The organism is Pseudomaricurvus sp. HS19, assembly GCF_009857815.1.
Classification (GTDB): Bacteria; Pseudomonadota; Gammaproteobacteria; order Pseudomonadales; family Cellvibrionaceae; genus Pseudomaricurvus.
The window spans coordinates 1,390,013-1,406,682 of record NZ_WVVW01000001.1; the positions used below are offsets into that span (position 1 = coordinate 1,390,013).

At 59.5% G+C, this 16,670-nt stretch carries 16 protein-coding genes; 7 read left to right on the top strand and 9 right to left on the bottom strand.

Annotation, left to right across the window (positions count from 1 at the left end):
* Window positions 1-83: 83 nt before the first annotated feature.
* Entirely contained in the window at window positions 84-986 is a 903-nt protein-coding gene (locus GSF27_RS06230) for a glucosaminidase domain-containing protein (protein ID WP_160966752.1), read from the top strand.
* Window positions 987-1,053: 67 nt separating this feature from the next.
* Here GSF27_RS06230 and GSF27_RS06235 read toward each other — a convergent pair whose 3' ends face one another.
* On the bottom strand, window positions 1,054-1,911 hold the full coding sequence (locus tag GSF27_RS06235; RefSeq protein WP_160966754.1) for a PA4780 family RIO1-like protein kinase: 858 nt from the start codon (window positions 1,909-1,911) through the stop codon (window positions 1,054-1,056).
* Between the two features lie 330 nt (window positions 1,912-2,241).
* Window positions 2,242-3,204, bottom strand: a complete 963-nt coding sequence (locus GSF27_RS06240; protein ID WP_160966756.1) for a 2Fe-2S iron-sulfur cluster binding domain-containing protein — start codon at window positions 3,202-3,204, stop codon at window positions 2,242-2,244.
* Window positions 3,205-3,849: 645 nt separating this feature from the next.
* Here GSF27_RS06240 and GSF27_RS06245 point away from each other — a divergent pair.
* Window positions 3,850-4,167 (top strand): hypothetical protein, encoded by a 318-nt coding sequence (locus GSF27_RS06245; RefSeq protein ID WP_160966758.1) that lies wholly within the window; start codon window positions 3,850-3,852, stop codon window positions 4,165-4,167.
* An 86-nt stretch (window positions 4,168-4,253) separates the two neighbouring features.
* Here the strand turns inward: GSF27_RS06245 and GSF27_RS06250 are convergent, their stop codons facing one another.
* Both GSF27_RS06250 and GSF27_RS06255 read right to left on the bottom strand, forming a co-directional pair.
* Complete coding sequence (locus tag GSF27_RS06250; protein ID WP_160966760.1) at window positions 4,254-4,601, bottom strand: hypothetical protein; 348 nt, start codon at window positions 4,599-4,601, stop codon at window positions 4,254-4,256.
* 418 nt (window positions 4,602-5,019) lie between these two features.
* The gene (locus GSF27_RS06255) at window positions 5,020-5,820 is read right to left on the bottom strand and encodes a helix-hairpin-helix domain-containing protein (protein ID WP_160966762.1); all 801 of its coding nucleotides are present in this window, start codon (window positions 5,818-5,820) and stop codon (window positions 5,020-5,022) included.
* A gap of 211 nt (window positions 5,821-6,031) precedes the next feature.
* Here GSF27_RS06255 and GSF27_RS06260 point away from each other — a divergent pair, with 211 nt between their 5' ends.
* Window positions 6,032-6,979, top strand: a complete 948-nt coding sequence (locus tag GSF27_RS06260) for an endonuclease/exonuclease/phosphatase family protein (RefSeq protein ID WP_202410274.1) — start codon at window positions 6,032-6,034, stop codon at window positions 6,977-6,979.
* A 205-nt stretch (window positions 6,980-7,184) separates the two neighbouring features.
* Window positions 7,185-7,532, top strand: coding sequence for a DUF5329 domain-containing protein (locus GSF27_RS06265; protein ID WP_160966764.1), 348 nt, complete (start codon window positions 7,185-7,187; stop codon window positions 7,530-7,532).
* A 51-nt stretch (window positions 7,533-7,583) separates the two neighbouring features.
* On the opposite strand, the gene folK is transcribed toward GSF27_RS06265, so the two are convergent.
* The 5 genes from folK to GSF27_RS06290 all read right to left on the bottom strand — a co-directional run bounded on the left by folK (window position 7,584) and on the right by GSF27_RS06290 (window position 12,185).
* Complete coding sequence (gene folK, locus GSF27_RS06270; RefSeq protein WP_160966766.1) at window positions 7,584-8,006, bottom strand: 2-amino-4-hydroxy-6-hydroxymethyldihydropteridine diphosphokinase; 423 nt, start codon at window positions 8,004-8,006, stop codon at window positions 7,584-7,586.
* A complete protein-coding gene (locus GSF27_RS06275) occupies window positions 8,006-8,776 on the bottom strand; it encodes an SDR family NAD(P)-dependent oxidoreductase (protein ID WP_160966768.1) in 771 nt (256 codons plus the stop codon). Before GSF27_RS06275 ends, folK begins: the two co-directional genes overlap by 1 nt.
* Before the next feature lie 49 nt (window positions 8,777-8,825).
* Window positions 8,826-9,842 carry a GTP-binding protein gene (locus GSF27_RS06280; RefSeq protein WP_160966770.1) on the bottom strand — a complete coding sequence of 339 codons (1,017 nt, stop codon included), beginning with the start codon at window positions 9,840-9,842 and terminating at the stop codon, window positions 8,826-8,828.
* Between the two features lie 106 nt (window positions 9,843-9,948).
* On the bottom strand, window positions 9,949-11,163 hold the full coding sequence (locus tag GSF27_RS06285) for a multidrug effflux MFS transporter (RefSeq protein WP_202410275.1): 1,215 nt from the start codon (window positions 11,161-11,163) through the stop codon (window positions 9,949-9,951).
* Between the two features lie 47 nt (window positions 11,164-11,210).
* Window positions 11,211-12,185, bottom strand: coding sequence for a sensor domain-containing diguanylate cyclase (locus GSF27_RS06290; RefSeq protein WP_160966772.1), 975 nt, complete (start codon window positions 12,183-12,185; stop codon window positions 11,211-11,213).
* Window positions 12,186-12,482: 297 nt separating this feature from the next.
* Here GSF27_RS06290 and GSF27_RS06295 point away from each other — a divergent pair, with 297 nt between their 5' ends.
* The 3 genes from GSF27_RS06295 (at window position 12,483) to gspE (ending at window position 16,670) form a co-directional block, all read left to right on the top strand.
* Window positions 12,483-13,145 carry a type II secretion system protein N gene (locus GSF27_RS06295; RefSeq protein WP_160966774.1) on the top strand — a complete coding sequence of 221 codons (663 nt, stop codon included), beginning with the start codon at window positions 12,483-12,485 and terminating at the stop codon, window positions 13,143-13,145.
* A gap of 196 nt (window positions 13,146-13,341) precedes the next feature.
* A complete protein-coding gene (gspD, locus tag GSF27_RS06300; RefSeq protein ID WP_160966776.1) occupies window positions 13,342-15,162 on the top strand; it encodes a type II secretion system secretin GspD in 1,821 nt (606 codons plus the stop codon).
* Complete coding sequence (gspE, locus tag GSF27_RS06305) at window positions 15,162-16,670, top strand: type II secretion system ATPase GspE (RefSeq protein ID WP_160966778.1); 1,509 nt, start codon at window positions 15,162-15,164, stop codon at window positions 16,668-16,670. Before gspD ends, gspE begins: the two co-directional genes overlap by 1 nt.

The following is a 16,670-nucleotide window of genomic DNA, read 5'->3' on the forward strand; positions in this document are numbered from 1 at the left end:
ACACAGAATACGCACATTTCTGACCAAATTTTAACCAAGGCGTCTCGCGGCGAACCGACACTTACCTCAAGGAACACGAGAAGATGAAACTACAACACCTGCTTGGAGCACTGCTGCTGACCTGCGCCTTTCACACCCATGCTGACGACCACAGCCGCACCGTCTCGGTCAGTAACTATCACGATGTGCTGAACCTGTTTAACGAGATCGGTTATACCGCCAAGCAGTGGCAGGCCGGGATTCGGGAGGTACCCCGGGTCGAGATCATGTCCATTCCCGCTCGCTGGCAGACAGAATCCCAGCATATTCCTGTAAAAGAAAAGAAGACCATCTTCTTCCGCCTCGCCGGCTCGGGCGTATTACTGGCCAATGAGAAGATCGCCGCTGAGCGCAAAACCCTGCAAAACAAAATTAAACAAAAGAGCGCCGCCTCTGACCCCTGGACACTGGAACTGGCCCGCAAGTACAAGGTGGCCAAGGATGAAACGCAGTCACTGACCCCCGAGCAACTGGACAAACTGCTGCTCCGGGTCGATACCGTGCCGCCATCACTGGCCCTGGCGCAAGCGGCCGAAGAGAGCGGCTGGGGAACGTCACGGTTTACCATTCAGGGCAATGCACTGTTTGGCCAGTGGGATTTCAGTGGTAAGGGGATGAAGCCCAAAGAGCAACGGGCCGAGCTGGGGAATTACGGGCTGGCCAGTTTCGACAAGCCACTGCTTTCCGTAGAGGCCTACCTGCTCAACCTGAACACCAACAGGGCCTATAAAAAACTGCGGGACAAGCGCGCCGCCATGCGCAACAGCGGCAAGAAACCCAGCGGCTGGGAGCTGGCCAAAACCCTGGACAAGTACTCCGAACGCGGCACTGCCTATATCGACACGCTGCACACCATCATGCGGGTCAACAAACTGGCTGCCACCGATGACGCCTATCTGTGGGAGAAAGGCACAATCCGGGTCGAGCCAACCCCGGACCAGCAATAACACCAACCAGCACGAATCGGCTCCGCCTGTGGTGCCAGACTACTGACCCACAGGCGCAGCCGCGAGTTTATTCCGACTCGTCCGCTTCCCGCAGGCGCGCCTGACGCGCCGCTTCTTCCGCCAGCACCGCCCGAATTTCCTGCAGCACGCTGTCGGTATCCGCCGCCTCTTCCGGATCGGTAAACTCACCACTGAGTTCACTGTCGGGATGCAGGTCACCACTTTCGAACAGATCCCAGATCTCATCGGCGTAACGACTGAATTTTAACTGTGGCGCAAATTGGGCGTAGTAGTTGGTCATGTTATCGACGTCGCGTTGCAGCATGCGTCTGGCGTTGTTGTTATCGGCCGCAAACACTGCCTGGGGCAGATCAATAATCACCGGCCCGTACTCATCCACCAGGACATTGAATTCAGACAGGTCGCCGTGCACCATGCCGGCACAGAGCATAAGCTTGATGTAGTGCATGACCAGTTCGTGATCTTCGATGGCCTGCTCTTCACTCATCATCACATCGTTGAGACGCGGTGCCGGGTCGCCCTCTTCATCGCGGATCAGCTCCATCAACAGCACTCCGTCAAAACAGCCGTAGGGCTTGGGTACGCGTACACCCGCCTGCGCCAGGCGGTAGAGGGCATCTACCTCGGCGTTTTGCCACAGCTCTTCCTGCTGCTGGCGGCCATACCTGGAACCCTTTTCCATGGCCCGGGCACGACGACTGTTACGGGTCTTGCGTCCCTCCTGGTACTGGACGGCTTTTTTAAAACTGCGCTTGACCGCGTCCTTGTAGATTTTGGCGCAGCGGGTCTCTGCCCCGCAGCGCACCAAAAACACGTCGGCCTCCTTGCCACTCATCAAGCGTGAGAGCACTTCGTCGATAATGCCATCTTCAATCAGCGGCTGGAGCCGTTTGGGAGCTTTCATACAGGCCTTACAGAAAAATACCGGAACCGCGGGAAACCAAAAATCGGAGTGAAAAGCTGTCGACCCCGGACTGTGGGACCAGCAGTGAGGGAGCCCCGGCACCGGCCTTCAAGAGTCGATAAGGATAAGGGATTGCAGTATCACCGGATAAGGATTGTATGCCCGGCCCGAACATTAACAGCGACTGACAATACCGCTCCTGCCGCTTTCACTCCAGGTCGCCATCTTACAATACATCCCCATGCGCTTATACGTCTGTGACCAGCCGGCCCCTCGTAAAGGGAACGGGACTGACATAGGAAGTGCGATCAGGTTAGGCCGCCGCTTGCGTTACCCCCCGGGTGAGAAGGTCTTGATAAACAGGTCCCCATCCATGACGCCGTTGAAAAAGCAGTGGTCCTTGAGCATATCCACCATATTCTCGGCGCCACAGAGGTAAACCAGAAAACGCCTCAGTTTGGGATGGCGCTGGGGAATCAGCTCTACCAGGTCCCCTTCCAGAATACCGGGGTCCTGGCTGGTATTGCGATGCACCACCGGGAAGTAGTGCAAATCCCGGTGTTTGTCTGCCAGCGCTTTCAGCTCATCCACCATATAGAGCTGCTGCGGTTCACCGGCGGCGGCGTAGAGATAGATCTCGCCGTGATGACCATCGTTCAGTGCCTGCCGCAGGATGCCGGAAAGCGGCGCCAGTCCGGTGCCGGTGCCCACCAGTAGCACCGGCTGTCCGGGCATGGCGGGACTGTAAAAGGTATCCCCGGTGGCCGGGCTCAGCTGGCACTGTTCCCCAACCTGCAGCTCATTTTCCAGCCAGTGGCTGACCAGGCCGTCCGGGCGACGCCGCACATGAAACTCCAGGTACCCATCTTCGGTGGTGCTGGCGATGGAATAGGTTCGACCGCGGGTCTCGGTGCGCCAGATGATGATGTGCTGGCCGGCACGCCAGTCCATCTCGGCGCGAAAGCGCGCCAGCAATACCCGCTGATTGAGTACCCGCTTTTCGATCAGGGTGGCCTGGCTGCGGGCTTCGAGGTTGCTGGCGAGGGTGAAATGCAGGTCAGTTTCCGGGTAGCACTGGCAGGTAAGAAAATAGTTGAGGCGGCGTTGGTTCAGCGTCAGTCCCTGCTGGGCCGCAAGTGGCAGGTCGCCTTCCAGCGCCTGGGCTATGCAACCCTGGCAGATGCCTGAGCTGCAACTGCAGGGCACCTTGAATCCCGACTTCTCCAGCCCCTCCAGCAGGTTTTCGCCGGCGTCCAGGTCAATCTCATGGTCTTCATAGGTGATTGTGGGCATACATCTACCACTCACAAATAGTTGACTGAGCTCCCGCAAGTTTTGCGCCAGAAGATCAGCCTGTCCGGTCACCATTTAACGATTTGCCAACTGGAGCCGGGATACAAGCCCCCGATATTCCCCACAGGTATCGTTAATTCCCTGAATTCAATTTAGCGGAGGCTTCTGCTGCTCCCCGAGGTATCCATAAAGGCGGTTTACCAGTCATCCGCCGCGACAATCGCCACCACCCTGTTCAGCGGAACCTAAAAACGTACCAGTGTGGTGCAGCGGTTGCTGTAACCCACCCGAGGCCCCGGCACCTGCCCCAACAGGGCCGCCCCCGGTCTGGTGCTGGCCGCCAGCGTGTTGCCCAACCCACCCGAAGCATTGTTCTGTTAGAAACAGAAACCGCAAAAAAATCGACAATTGTCAGTCGGAAGCCGGGCGACCATACACGCTCCCCGCCCCGACAGTCGCCCTGACCGCCCCCATAACCAACTGTTTTTATTTAAAATTCCAACCGGGAAACAACGTCCTCACCTGAGCACCCCCAGGCATCTGGCACGGAATATGGATAGCCCTTGTTAACAGCCTCTGTGGACATCCCCACAGAGTTCACCAACCCCGATTTCACACCACAACCCCGGGACGTTGCAGCCAACCATGTCCGAGATCATTCAGTTTCCCGTTACCAATACCAAACACAAATCCGACGTCGATTCGGTCATCGACAAGGCGCTCAGCTCCGTTCCAAAACCGGACCGGGAAAAGTTGCGTTTCGAACTGATAAAGACCATCGACAGCTACGATGCCTTTTTTACCGAGTGGAGCCTGGATGTGCCCCTGGACAGCAGCGAGATCCTGAAAAAGCAGATCTTTGACATTGCCCGGCAGGAACACGAGCGCAAGATGTTGATGCTGAAAGACATCATCCGCCTGAAGATCAAGGTGCTGGTGACGGAGTACCACCAGCGACGCTAGCTGACGGTCTCCAGAAACCCCTTCACAAACAGGCTCCCCACCCGGCCCTCACGCCACAGGGACCGGGCGCAATACCCGCCTACCGTCTAGCGGGCAATCCCCACCTGCCGCAGGCTCTCTTTCCAGCCCGCCGGATTGAACAGGCGCCCCCGATCCGCGAAGTAATCGGTGGCGTTGTCGAACATGTCTTCCAGTACCAGCGACACAAACTCACCGGCCCTGGAGGACTCCAGCAAATCCTCCGGTACGGCGCGCTCGAAGTAGAGGGTGTTTTCCTGCTCGGTGTAGCCGCCCATGCGCATACCGGTAAAGCCGGGGTTATCCGCCTTGTAGGTGAGCATAAAGGTGATATCCAGCGAAGGGCCCGGCGGCAACTTGCCCTTGCGATCGTGCTGGGTCAGCACGGCGGCGGCATTGGTGATAGCTTTGCTCATTTTGCTCTCCATCACCTCTCGGGCTGGAGATTTAATGCTGATCGATAGGCCCACTGTCGGATTCTCCTTTATCTCTGCTGTATTGATGCAACACATACAGAAGGTGGGCTGCAAGTTTCACTCCAGTCGCGGCTATCCATGGCCGCTTACGATTTGAGGGGAACGAAATCAAAGACTTAACGCGCAGACATTACCGTCGGTGCATGGTTACAAACAGCGTGTCTGTTGTCGCATTTACCTCACGCGACAGACAAACACTCTGAGCACCCACGATTCAGACGACAAAAGGGGCGGAAGTACTCCGGAAGGCTGAACATCATTAAACGACTAACAACGACGCTGCCGCACCGAACGACTATCCGACAGCCAACAGTTGGGGCCACTCCCCTTCCGGCGAGCTGCCCCATCCAGGGTCCAATCAGTGCTTGCTGTGTTTAGCCAGCTTATCCAGCAGCTTTTGTCCCATCCCTTTAATCTCAAGCAGTTCTTCATGACTTTTATAGGGACGACCATCTTCGATAGTGCGGGCCAGCTTTTTGGAAACACCCTTGATGTTTTCAAGTACAGAGCGGGAGGCGCTATTGACCAGCAGCAGTACCTGATCCCACTCCCCCGCCGGCTTGCCGGGCTGCTTGCTCTTCTTCTGCTTTTCCCCGGCCTCAGACTGAGCGGCCTTTTCCAGGGAGGGCTTGACTGCGGTTGCCGGTACCAGCTCACGGGGGTCGGCGGCATCCGCGTCTGCAGAGCTTTCCTTAAACGCCACGGTGATTACATTGCTGCTCTCACGGCGTGAAACCTCCACCTCCGGTCGCTCGTCAATAGCGGCTGTGTAAGGTGTAGAAAAGTTCACCGCATCGCGGGTCACGTAGCCAGCACCATCCCACTCCCGCAGCATCAGGCAGAGGTGCCAGCTGCCAGTCAGCGGCGCAAAAAAATTGAGATCGTAGTGGCAGCCTCGCAGGCAGTGCTGGCCGGTGAGTTGGCCGACCTGCGTCGCCGCTACCGCCAGACCATTGAAGTCGCCGCCCTGCCAGGGCTGGGAGAGCGCCCACAGCTCCAGCGACAAGGTGCCGCTGATATTGGCGACGTCACGGTTGTTGGCAATCTCATCGATGGTGACGATGACACGATCGCCCTCAATGCGATAACCGCAGTTACCTCCCATAACCAGGGAGGATGACAGCTGCCGGACAGCAGCAGGAGACGAAATCAGGTGCATGGGCTTTATCCTTTTATGGCTGGCGGGTTAAACACCACCATTGTAAAAAGCGCCATATGACAAAACGGATACACCCTGATGGCAGTGGCATGACAGGGAGTCGTTGCGGGCCCCCGGGGCTGCAGGTGAACAAATCCAGCTTTACCCGGTCCAATGCCCCCGACCCTTTCTGTATAATCGTCGACCACATTGGTCAACCCTGGAGCTTCTTTTGTCGCGCCTCATGTCGCACGCCAGACCACTTTCCCTGATTCTTGCCGTTGCCCTGAGCCTGTCCGGGCTGGCGGCCTGGTCGGGAGCAGAGTCGCTGCAATCCAACGAGCAAGTCGTGGTGGCCGGCCAGGCCATGACACCCGCCAGCTGTGTACAGCAGCTGCAATTAACCCGGCAACATGCTTACCCGGATCAGTATCGCCTGCCGCAGGAGCTCTCCCTGATCAGCTGGAACATCTACAAAGCCCAGCGCGACAATCTGCAAAGCGACCTGCAACACCTGAATGCCGAGGCCGATATCCTGCTGCTGCAGGAGGCCCTGCTGGACAACAACCTGCTGGAGCTGAAGCCCTACTGGCGCTTTGCCCCCGGCTATAAGGAAGGCGCCCAGCAGACCGGCGTTCTGACCCTGAGCCGCTGGCCTGCGGTTCTACACTGCCATTTCGAGCACACAGAGCCCTGGCTGCGCACCCCCAAGGCCACCAATATCGTCCAGTACCTGCTGCACGATGGCCGTCAATTGCTGGCCATCAACCTGCACGCCATCAATTTCTCACTGGGTTTGGAGGATTACCGCCAGCAGCTGGACGATGCCCTGGCGGTGGTGAATGAGCATCAGGGACCGGTGATTTTTGCCGGCGACCTGAACAGCTGGAGCCTGCGGCGGGGCAAACTGCTGGATCAGCGGCTGCAGGCGCTGGGATTGCAGCCAGCAACCTTTGCCGACGACAACCGCACCCGTTTCCGCGGCCAGCCGCTGGATCACGTGTGGTTGCGGGGGATCGCTATCCAGCACACCGCAGTGCCGGTGGTATCCAGCTCCGATCACAATCCACTGCTGGTCAGCTTTAACCTCCGCACGCCGGAGGCGAGTGCCCCGGCTGAATCGTTGGCGGTTGTTGGCCCCGCTCTCCCCCGAGACGCACAACCGCTGCAGGTCCAGTAAAATGCTGACACCCACCTGCTCACAAGTCATGTCCTTCCCGGGCAGAAACCGGTCATACCCGCGCGAACCCGGGTCATTCCCGCGCAGGCTGGAATCCACTGCTGGTACTGCTGACCTGGACTCCCGCCTGCGCGGGAGTGACGCCCTTGGGGTATCGGCCAGGCCTCTCAAGTTATTTCAGACATATCTGTGGTTGCTATTGGCCATGCTCGTCAGCAGCCACGCAGCAACAGCCGCCGACCAGCAGACAGAAGCGGAGCGGGAGATTCAATACCTGATTACATTTGTCGCAGACAGCGGCGCCTCGTTTGTCCGCAACGGGACAGCTCACGACGCCAAAGAGGCAGCGGGTCACCTGGCGATGAAATACCGCAATGCCTCGCGCTACGCCAAAACCGCGGATGATTTTATCGACAACCTGGCCAGCAAGAGCTCCATCACCCGCAGGCTCTATACCGTCACCACCGCCGATGGCCGGGAACTGACCGCCAGCGAATGGCTACATAGTGCACTGGATGAGTACCGCCAATCGGTCAGCGCTTCCAGCCCATGATTCCACAGCACGTAAACTCCAGTGGCTGCGCCGTGCAAATTCCCGCAACCGTTAGCCCGCAGCGTTCAGCGTCAGCGCAAATTGCCCAATCAGCTGATCCACCGGAATGGTGACGTAGGACTTGTGGTAGTAGTCGTTGTGCACCACATGCCCATCGACAGTGATAATGTCCAGGTCCATGGTTCGCGGCCCTGACTTGATCGGCCCTTTGACACGACCGAGTCGCTCTTCCACGGCTTTCAGGTAGGCCTTGAAATCGTCATGGGCCAGTGGCGAGGCAATGTAGTAAGCACCGTTCACAAACCAGGGCTGATCCTTGAAGCCGTCCGGTTCGGTATCGATATAGTCCGCGATGCCCAGCAGTTGAGTCTCTGCCGCCAGAATGGTTTCGCACTCGGCCAGGTGTTTGCGCGGTTCGATATTAGAGCCCACCGACACCAGGTAGTGATGCAGTTTTGTGTGTTCCACTGCCATCAGCGCTCATCCCCACCCTGCTGTGCCGCGTAGGTCTCAGCGTTACGGCCAATATGGTTAATGCCTTCGCCGCCATCCACAAACAGGCACTGCCCGGTGACAAAATCGTTATCGATCAGGTAGCCCAGCGCCTGGCACAGGTTATCGGTCTTGCCCTGATGTTTGAGGGGAATGCCGTCAATACGCCAGTCAATATAGTCGCTGGTGCGCACCACGCCCGGCATGACCACACCCGGCGCTATACCGTTCACACGGATGCGGGGCGCAAACTCCATGGCCGCCATGGTGGTGAAATCAGCGAGAGACTTCTTCGACAACAGATAGGCGCTGTAGTGGTACTGCTGGTAGGCAATCTTGTTATCGAGAATATTGATCACCTGTCCCTTACCGACTTTTTCGGCAAAGCGGGCGGTGAGCAGGAACGGGGTAAAGCAGTTCACCTTGAATTGCTGCTGCAGCAGTTCGAGGGTGGTTTGGCCGGTGGGTGCCGCATCGTAGACCGAGGCGCTGTTGAGCAACAGTTGCAGATTCGGGAAGGCCTGCAGGGTGGCATCCAGCAGGGCCGCGGGATCATCGCTGGCGAGAAAGTCCCACTGCAGCAAGTCGCAGCGGCGGCCGCGGGCGACGATATCCGCCTGCACTTGCTGCGCCTGTTCCCGGGAGCTGTTGTAGTGCAGCGCCACGTCGAAGCCCTTCTCCGCCAGGTAGAGCGCAAAGGCGGCCCCGAGGCGTGTGCCGCCGCCGGTAACCAATGCTGCGGGAGTGGTCATAAGCGTTCCTGTAACCTGTAATCTGGTGCGTATTATAACGACTGAGCTCTCAGGCGTCGCTGCGACAGGCAAACAGCTGCGCTTCCAGCGGCTGCCAGTCCATGGCCTCGGTGTGGATCATCTCCAGCCGGCTCTCCCGGGCTTCGGCAGTGGGCTCAACCGAGACGGTGGTGCGCATGCGATTAAACAGGAACCAGCCGCCGTCACAGCGCAATACCCCTTTTACCCGTGGTACAGGCACATTGCGCAGGAAGGCCAGCAGCGCGTCTTCGTTGAAGCACCAGTCCACCGGCAGGCGCCAGCCACAGCTGCTGCCAAACTCCGCCTCGTTTTCCAGCCGCAGGGGCTCGGTCACTGGCGGAGCCTCCGCCGCTTCCGTTACCTCGTTGAGCGCCGCCGCTGACGCCGGGCGCAGGCGATGTGAGGCCGACTGCACCTCCACCGCTGGCGTCTTGCGCTGGTGATCCTCACACAACCACTGCCAGGGCAGCTCACCATTGCGGATGGCCCCTACATGGGTTTTCTGCCCCCGCCAGGGCTCACAGTACTGTTCGAAAGCCGCGCGCTGCGCCTCATCGGCCTCATCGGCCTTGGTCATGATGAGGGCATCCGCCAGCTCTACCTGGCTGCGGAAGTTGGGCAGGCTGTTAATCTGCTCCTGGGTCACGCTCCAGGGGTCGATCAGGCACACCATGGTTTGCATGCGCAGCAGGCTTGCGTACTCGTCGCTGGTGAACTGGGTGAGGATCTGCTGCGGATGGGCCAGCCCGGTGGGCTCAATGAGGATACGGTCGGGGCGATGCTGGCGGACCAGCTGATTGAGGGCAACCCTGGATGGGATGCCCACGGCACAGCACATGCAGCCGCCGGGCACCTCCTTCACCGCAATGCCATCGGCCTGCAGCAGGGCACCGTCGATACCCACTTCGCCAAACTCGTTGACCAGTACGGCCCACTTTTCATCCACCGGCTTGCTCTGCAGCAGGTGGCGAATCACCGTGGTTTTACCGGCGCCGAGAAAGCCGGTGATGATATTGGTGGGTATATTGGCCAGTACTGCTTTCATAAATCCGGACTCGTCCCGTACTACGTGGTGTCATCAGCGCGCCATTGTAACGGAATGACAGCGGCTGTTGCGCACCCAAATCAAGCTTCGCCCAGGTTCGGCTGCATCAGGACTGGTGGGCATGAGGGTCGGATTTAACCGTCCAGATCAACAGCAGGCACAGCACCGAACAGGCCCCCTGGGCCAGAACGATATAGAGGACACTTGCCGGCAGCAGCGACGACAGCGCAGCAATCCCACCGGCGATGGCAAACTGACCCGCTCCCATCAGGGCAGCCGCAGTGCCAGCGTTTTGAGGGAAGTACTCCATAAAACAGGCCTGGGTATTGGAACCCACGCCCCCCAGGGCCCCCACCGTAATCATCATCGCCGGCAGGAACAGCCACAGACTCGGGGCAAACACCAGCACCAGTATCAGCAGCACAATACCGGCCGCCTGCATCGACAGCGCCGCCCGCAGCACCACCACCGACGTCACCGATTTCAGCAGCCAGCGGTTGATCAGGTTGATGACCAGCATCAGCACGATATTGGAACCGAACAGCATGGAGAACTGGGTCGGCGAGGCACCGAAGTGCTCCTGATAGATAAACGAGGCGTGACTGATAAACAGCAGCATCACCGAGAAGGCCAGTGATTGCAGCAACAGGAAACGCAGGGCCTGGGGTACCGCCAACACCTGCAGGTAGCGACGCAAGGCTGGTACCGGCTCACCGGTTGGCACCTCGGCCCCACCCTTGAACACGACCAGCCGCAGCATCACCATCTGCATCAACGCATAGACACCCAACATGGCAAAGATACTGCGCCAGCCCAGCAGCTCCAGCAGCAGGGTCCCCAGGGATGGCGCCAGCGCCGGGGCCGCCATCATGATCAGGCCGATCAGACTGAAGAAGCGCGCCGCCTCCTGTCCGGAGAGGCGATCCCGCACCAGTGCCGGCACCCCGACGATGGCCCAGCCACCGCCGAAAGCCTGCAGGGCCCGCAACAACAACAGTTCCCACACACTGGCCACTTGCGTCAGCATCAGGCTGGCAAACGCGAAGATTCCCAGTCCCACCAGCATCACCTGCTGGCGGCCACAGCGGTCAGACAGAGGCCCAGCCACCAGCTGGCCAATGGCCAGTGCGCCGATATAGACAGCAATACTGAGGGAGACAGCGTGAACCGTGCTGCCCAGACTTTCGGCAATGGCAGGAAAGGCGGGCAGATAGGTGTCTATCGCCAGGGGGCCAAGCGCGGTGGTCATCGCCAGCACGACGGCGAAACGAAAATGGGAGGGAGAAGAGCTGTTAACAGGGCTGTTCACAGGGGCATTCACAAGGGACTCCGTACAGGCTGGTCAGGTGGCCCGGTTATGGGCGGCGGCTATTGTGCCATACAGGAGCGGTTACGGCCCTCGCTTTTGGCCCGCAGGCAGGCGTGGTCCGCCAGGTTCACCAGTCGGTCCAGCAACACTTCGTCGGCGCCACTGCCCCAGCCCGCCAGCGCATCAGCCGGGTTAAAGCTGGCCACCCCGAGGCTGACCGTAGGGTTGACCTCGGCGTCTTCCACCGGGAAGTGCATCTCCTCGATGGCGAGGCGCAAACGCTCGGACATCACCCAAGCCTGGGCTGCGTCCGTGTCAGGCAGGACAATGGCAAACTCCTCCCCTCCCAGACGCCCTAACAGATCCGACTCCCGCACCGTCGCCCGGCAAACATCCGCCAGGCGGATCAGCACCTCATCCCCCGTGGCATGCCCCCACTGGTCATTCACCCGCTTGAAGTAATCCAGGTCAAACATGATCACAGATATGGGGTGCGGGTTGCGCAATGCCTGCTTGAGCAACAGGTTACCGAAGCGGAAAAAGGCCCGGCGGTTGTTGAGCCCGGTGAGCTCATCGGTATCGGCGAGGCGTTCAGCCCGCTCTTTCGCCTCCTCCAGCTCCAGCTCCATACGTTTGCGGTCGGTTATATCAGTGGCAATCTCCAGTCGCACCAGCCGGCCATCGGGCCAGCGAATCACCTGGTCATGGCACTCATACCAACGCTGGTTGCGGGTGTTCTGGAACTCCCAGATATGCACGCCGGCAGGCTTGCCATCCTCATCCAGCAACAGATGGTTGGTACAGAAGGCACAGGGGCTGGACTGCCCCTTCTGCAACAACTCGAAACAGCGCTTATTGGAGGATTTTCCCCACACACGCATGCCGTAGTCATTGATAAACAGCAACTCATAGGTATTCAGGTCCGCCACATAGACCAGGGCATCCAGACTATTGAGTACGGTAGCGATCGCCTCATAGCTGTAGGGCTCACCAGGTACGCTATGGGCAGATTCCGACGGAGGTTGCTGATTCATACAGGGGGACTTGTTAACGGCTGTCAGGCAAAGCATAGCACTAATGCAAGGCCCGGCCCCGAGTAATTATGCGCCACCTATCACCCTATTCCTCTAACGCCAGAGAGCCTTGCCGACATGCGAGCCCTCCGCCCAAGGCCCCTTCCAGCGGCACCCCAGCCCACTGACAAAAATCTTAAACATTAGGCGTGCAGAATTGCAGGATTAAGCGCTATCAGCGTGACCGCCCCCAGCCGGATACCCATTTGTCATGGATTAGAGCGGGCGCAGCAGCACAGGGAGTGAAGATCTGCAACGATGGAAACCGCAACGCAACAGCACCGGCTATGGCCACGGCCAACGCCTCCTCAGCTGGCTGCTGGTGCCTGCCTGGCGCTGTCTGCCGGCAGCATCGTGGTTCTGCTGACATGGGGTTGGCAGGACTGGCAACTGCTCCGCTCGGTCACACCTACTCCGGTTAACCTGACCACCGCCCGACCGCCATCAGCTGGTGCGCGCACACAATCCGCAGAGGTAAGCGCCCCAGCCACACACCTCTTCGGTAAACCCGGAGGGACTCCTGTAGCAGAAACACAGGAGGCCCCCGAAACCCGCCTGCAACTCGAGCTGCGTGGCATTTTCAGGAGCAGCGATGCGGATCGAAGTGCGGCCCTGATCGCCCAACAGGGCCAGCCTGCAAAACTGGTGTACGTGGGTGATGCCCTGCCCGGTGACGGCACGCTCTATACCGTGCAGGAGTCGCGGGTGCTTATCCGTCGTCAGGGTCGTATGGAGTCACTCAGCTTCGCCTCCGAGCGGGACGCCAAACCACGATCACCTGCGCCCCAGCCTCTCCCAGCCAGCAGCGCCAAACTGGAAACCGCTGCGGTGCCGATAGACACCGACACGTCCTACGAATCCGACTCCATCAAGGAGCGGCTGCAACAACTGCGAGAGATGCAGCGGGACAATCGTCCGTAATATGAGAAAGCTACAACCTTTATGGCAAACCATCGTTCCACACCTGTCACTGTTGATACGCCGGACCAATATTGTTACGGGCCAGGCATACCCACGCGAATCTGCGGGTTCACTTATGCTGTGTAAAGTGAATCGCGTCTGCAGAGTAATACTGTGCCTTGTGCTGTTCTGCGGTGGCCTGGTGCCTCAGCAGTTGATGGCACAGTCCACCGGCAAAAGCCAAACCGGAACATCCACAGGCCGCATCACCCTGGCACTGGACAACGCCGACATCCTCGACCTGATCCAGTGGGCCCGGGACGCCACTCAAAAAAGCATTATTGTTCACCCCAATGTGCAGGGTCGTGTCACGGTTATGGCAGGTACGTCCATGACTCCGGAAGAAGCCTACGACGTATTTCTGTCGGTGCTGCAGGTGCACGGCTTCGCGGTTATTGAAAGTAACAACACCATCAAAGTCGTGCCGGATGCACTGGCCAGACAATCTTCCGTACCTATCGCCAGTGCCAGTCGCAGCGGCACCCCCGAAGACGTGGTTGTACAGATCGTGAAGATCAACAACATCTCCGCCACCCAGCTGGTGACCCTGCTGCGACCGCTGGTGCCGCAGGTGGGACACCTGGCCGCCTACCCCGCCACCAACACCCTGATCATTGCCGACCGCGCCAACAACATCGCCAAGGTGATGGGCATTATTGCGGAGCTGGATACGGTGGGCGTGGTGGATATCGAATTGCTGGAATTGCAATTCGCCAGCGCCCGGGAGATGGCGGACATTATCGGCAAGCTGTTGCCGCGGCAGACCAAGGAGAGCGATGGCTCGGGGCTGGAGCTGGCAGTGGATGAACGTTCCAACAGCCTGCTGATTACCGGCGACCTGGCCATCCGCACCCAGATCCGCCAGCTGGTGCAGCGTCTTGACCAGCCCCTCTCCGGCGACGGCAACACCCAGGTGTTTTACCTCAACTACAGCAACGCCGAAGAGCTGGTGCCGATTCTGGAAAGCGTTGCCGGCAACCTGAAGAAGCAGCAGAAAGACAAGGAAGCCATCGACAGCGATGTAGGCATCCGCGCGGTGAAATCCCTCAATGCGCTGGTGATCACCGCCAGCCCCGCCACCCTCAACACCATGAAAGGTGTGATCGCCAAGCTGGACCAGCGTCGCGCCCAGGTGTTGGTGGAAGCACTGATTGTGGAAGTGAATGAGGACCTGGGTAACGACATCGGCATTGAGTGGTTTGGCAAGAACAGCGATACCAGCGGCGGCTTCCGCGACTTCCCGCGCACACCGGTACTGGACCTGACCCAGAATGCACTGGGCCCCACCGGCAGCGGCCTGGCGCTGGGCTACTTCCGCGGCGGTGAGCTGCGGGCGCTGATCAACGCCCTGGCGGCGGAGTCCAATGCCAACATTCTCTCCACCCCCACCATCATGGCACTGGACAACGAAGAGGCGCAGATACTGGTGGGTTCCAACGTGCCGTTTATCACCGGCAGTGAAGCCCGCGATAACGACGACCCCTTCCAGACCATCGAGCGTCAGGACATCGGTATCACCCTGAAAGTGAAACCGCGGGTCAACAACAACGAATCAGTCACTCTTGAAATCGAACAGAGTGTGGAGAGCATCAGTCCCGCTACTGATATCGGTGCCTCGGACATCATCACCAACAAACGCGAGATCAAGACCCGGGTGCTGATCGACAACAACGAAATCCTGGTACTGGGCGGCCTGATCCGCGACGAGGTGGAAGAGACAGAAAAGAAAGTGCCGCTGCTGGGGGATATCCCAGGGCTCGGCCGCCTCTTCAAGAGCACCAGTACCAGCACCGTCAAACGCAACCTGATGGTCTTTATTCACCCCAGTATCCTGCAGGACGCCAAGGCCAGTTACGAGATCACCCGCGAACGCTACCAGCGTATTCGCGAAGACCAGCAACAGTTCCGCGGCAAGATCGAACGCTACTTTGCCCCCGACCCGCTGCCGCTGCTGCCCGAGGTGGAGTCGGTGCGGTAATGAGTGACTCCTCGCCCCTGTCGCCACCACAGGATAACAACGCCGTCACGCGACTGCCGTTCGGTTTTGCCAAGCGTCATCAGGTGCTGTTGCGTGGCGGCGATGCGCCCGCCCTGCTCTGCACCCAACTGCCAGCACCCAACATCGTTGCGGAAGCGCAGCGAGTCACCGGTCAACTGCTCAACTGCGAACTGCTGCCCACCGAAGAGTTCCAGAAGCAGTTGCGCCTGGCCTACGAGCGTGATTCCAGCGAAGCCATGCAGATGGTAGAGGACCTGGGCGAGCTGACCGACCTCACCAGCCTGGCCAACGCTGTGCCGGAAACCGGCGACCTGCTGGAGCAGGAGGACGACGCCCCCATCATTCGCCTGATCAACGCCCTGCTGGCGGAAGCAATTCGCCAGAACGCCTCCGACATTCATATCGAAACCTTTGAGAAACGGTTGCTGGTGCGCTTCCGCGTCGACGGCGTATTGCGCGAAGTGGTGCAACCCAAGCGCGAGTTGGCGCCGCTGCTGGTGTCGCGCATCAAGGTGATGTCGCGACTGGATATTGCCGAGAAGCGGGTACCGCAGGACGGCCGCATCTCCCTGCGCATGGGCGGTCGTGAAGTGGACGTTCGTGTGTCCACCCTGCCCTCCAGCAACGGCGAGCGGGTGGTGATGCGCCTGCTGGACAAACAGGCTGGGCGGTTGACACTGGACAACCTCGGCATGCAACCGGACGAGCGCCGCCGTTTTGAAACCCTGTTGCACCGCCCCCACGGCATTATCCTGGTGACCGGCCCCACCGGCTCCGGCAAAACCACGTCGCTCTACGCCGGGCTGTCGAGCATTAACCAGCAGGACAAGAACATCCTCACGGTGGAAGACCCCATCGAGTACAACCTCGAAGGCATCGGTCAGACCCAGGTCAACACCAAGGCCGACCTCACCTTTGCCCGCGGCCTGCGCGCCATGTTGCGACAGGACCCGGACGTGGTGATGGTGGGTGAGATCCGCGACCTGGAAACCGCCGAGATTGCCATCCAGGCCAGCCTCACCGGCCACCTGGTACTCTCCACCCTGCACACCAATACCGCTATTGGTGCCGTTACCCGTCTTACCGAAATGGGTGTGGAACCCTTCCTGCTCTCCTCCAGTTTGATCGGTGTGATCGCCCAGCGGCTGGTGCGCCTGCTCTGCCCCCACTGCAAGACGCCCTATCAGGCGGATGCTGCCGAGTGCGAACTGTTGCGGGTGGATAACGCTGCGACTCCCCCCACCCTCTACCACGCCGCCGGATGCGAGCACTGCAACCAGCAGGGCTACCTGGGTCGCACCGGTATTTACGAAGTGATTGCGGTGAACGACAACCTGCGCGCCCTGATTCACCAGCGCGCCCCGGAAGCAGAACTCATCACTCTCGCCCGCCAGCGCAGCCCCGGCATTCGTGACGATGGCCGCGCCCGCATCCTCGCCGGCGACACCACGGTGGAAGAGGTGTTGCGGGTGACCCACGAGGATTAG

What these genes read in the sequence shown, in the direction of transcription:
- GSF27_RS06230 (WP_160966752.1), top strand. Translation starts at nt 84, where the DNA reads ATGAAACTACAACACCTGCTTGGAGCACTGCTGCTGACCTGCGCCTTT.
- GSF27_RS06235 (WP_160966754.1), bottom strand. Translation starts at nt 1,911, where the DNA reads ATGAAAGCTCCCAAACGGCTCCAGCCGCTGATTGAAGATGGCATTATC.
- GSF27_RS06240 (WP_160966756.1), bottom strand. Translation starts at nt 3,204, where the DNA reads ATGCCCACAATCACCTATGAAGACCATGAGATTGACCTGGACGCCGGC.
- GSF27_RS06245 (WP_160966758.1), top strand. Translation starts at nt 3,850, where the DNA reads ATGTCCGAGATCATTCAGTTTCCCGTTACCAATACCAAACACAAATCC.
- GSF27_RS06250 (WP_160966760.1), bottom strand. Translation starts at nt 4,601, where the DNA reads ATGAGCAAAGCTATCACCAATGCCGCCGCCGTGCTGACCCAGCACGAT.
- GSF27_RS06255 (WP_160966762.1), bottom strand. Translation starts at nt 5,820, where the DNA reads ATGCACCTGATTTCGTCTCCTGCTGCTGTCCGGCAGCTGTCATCCTCC.
- GSF27_RS06265 (WP_160966764.1), top strand. Translation starts at nt 7,185, where the DNA reads ATGCTCGTCAGCAGCCACGCAGCAACAGCCGCCGACCAGCAGACAGAA.
- folK (WP_160966766.1), bottom strand. Translation starts at nt 8,006, where the DNA reads ATGGCAGTGGAACACACAAAACTGCATCACTACCTGGTGTCGGTGGGC.
- GSF27_RS06275 (WP_160966768.1), bottom strand. Translation starts at nt 8,776, where the DNA reads ATGACCACTCCCGCAGCATTGGTTACCGGCGGCGGCACACGCCTCGGG.
- GSF27_RS06280 (WP_160966770.1), bottom strand. Translation starts at nt 9,842, where the DNA reads ATGAAAGCAGTACTGGCCAATATACCCACCAATATCATCACCGGCTTT.
- GSF27_RS06290 (WP_160966772.1), bottom strand. Translation starts at nt 12,185, where the DNA reads ATGAATCAGCAACCTCCGTCGGAATCTGCCCATAGCGTACCTGGTGAG.
- GSF27_RS06295 (WP_160966774.1), top strand. Translation starts at nt 12,483, where the DNA reads ATGGAAACCGCAACGCAACAGCACCGGCTATGGCCACGGCCAACGCCT.
- gspD (WP_160966776.1), top strand. Translation starts at nt 13,342, where the DNA reads ATGGCACAGTCCACCGGCAAAAGCCAAACCGGAACATCCACAGGCCGC.
- gspE (WP_160966778.1), top strand. Translation starts at nt 15,162, where the DNA reads ATGAGTGACTCCTCGCCCCTGTCGCCACCACAGGATAACAACGCCGTC.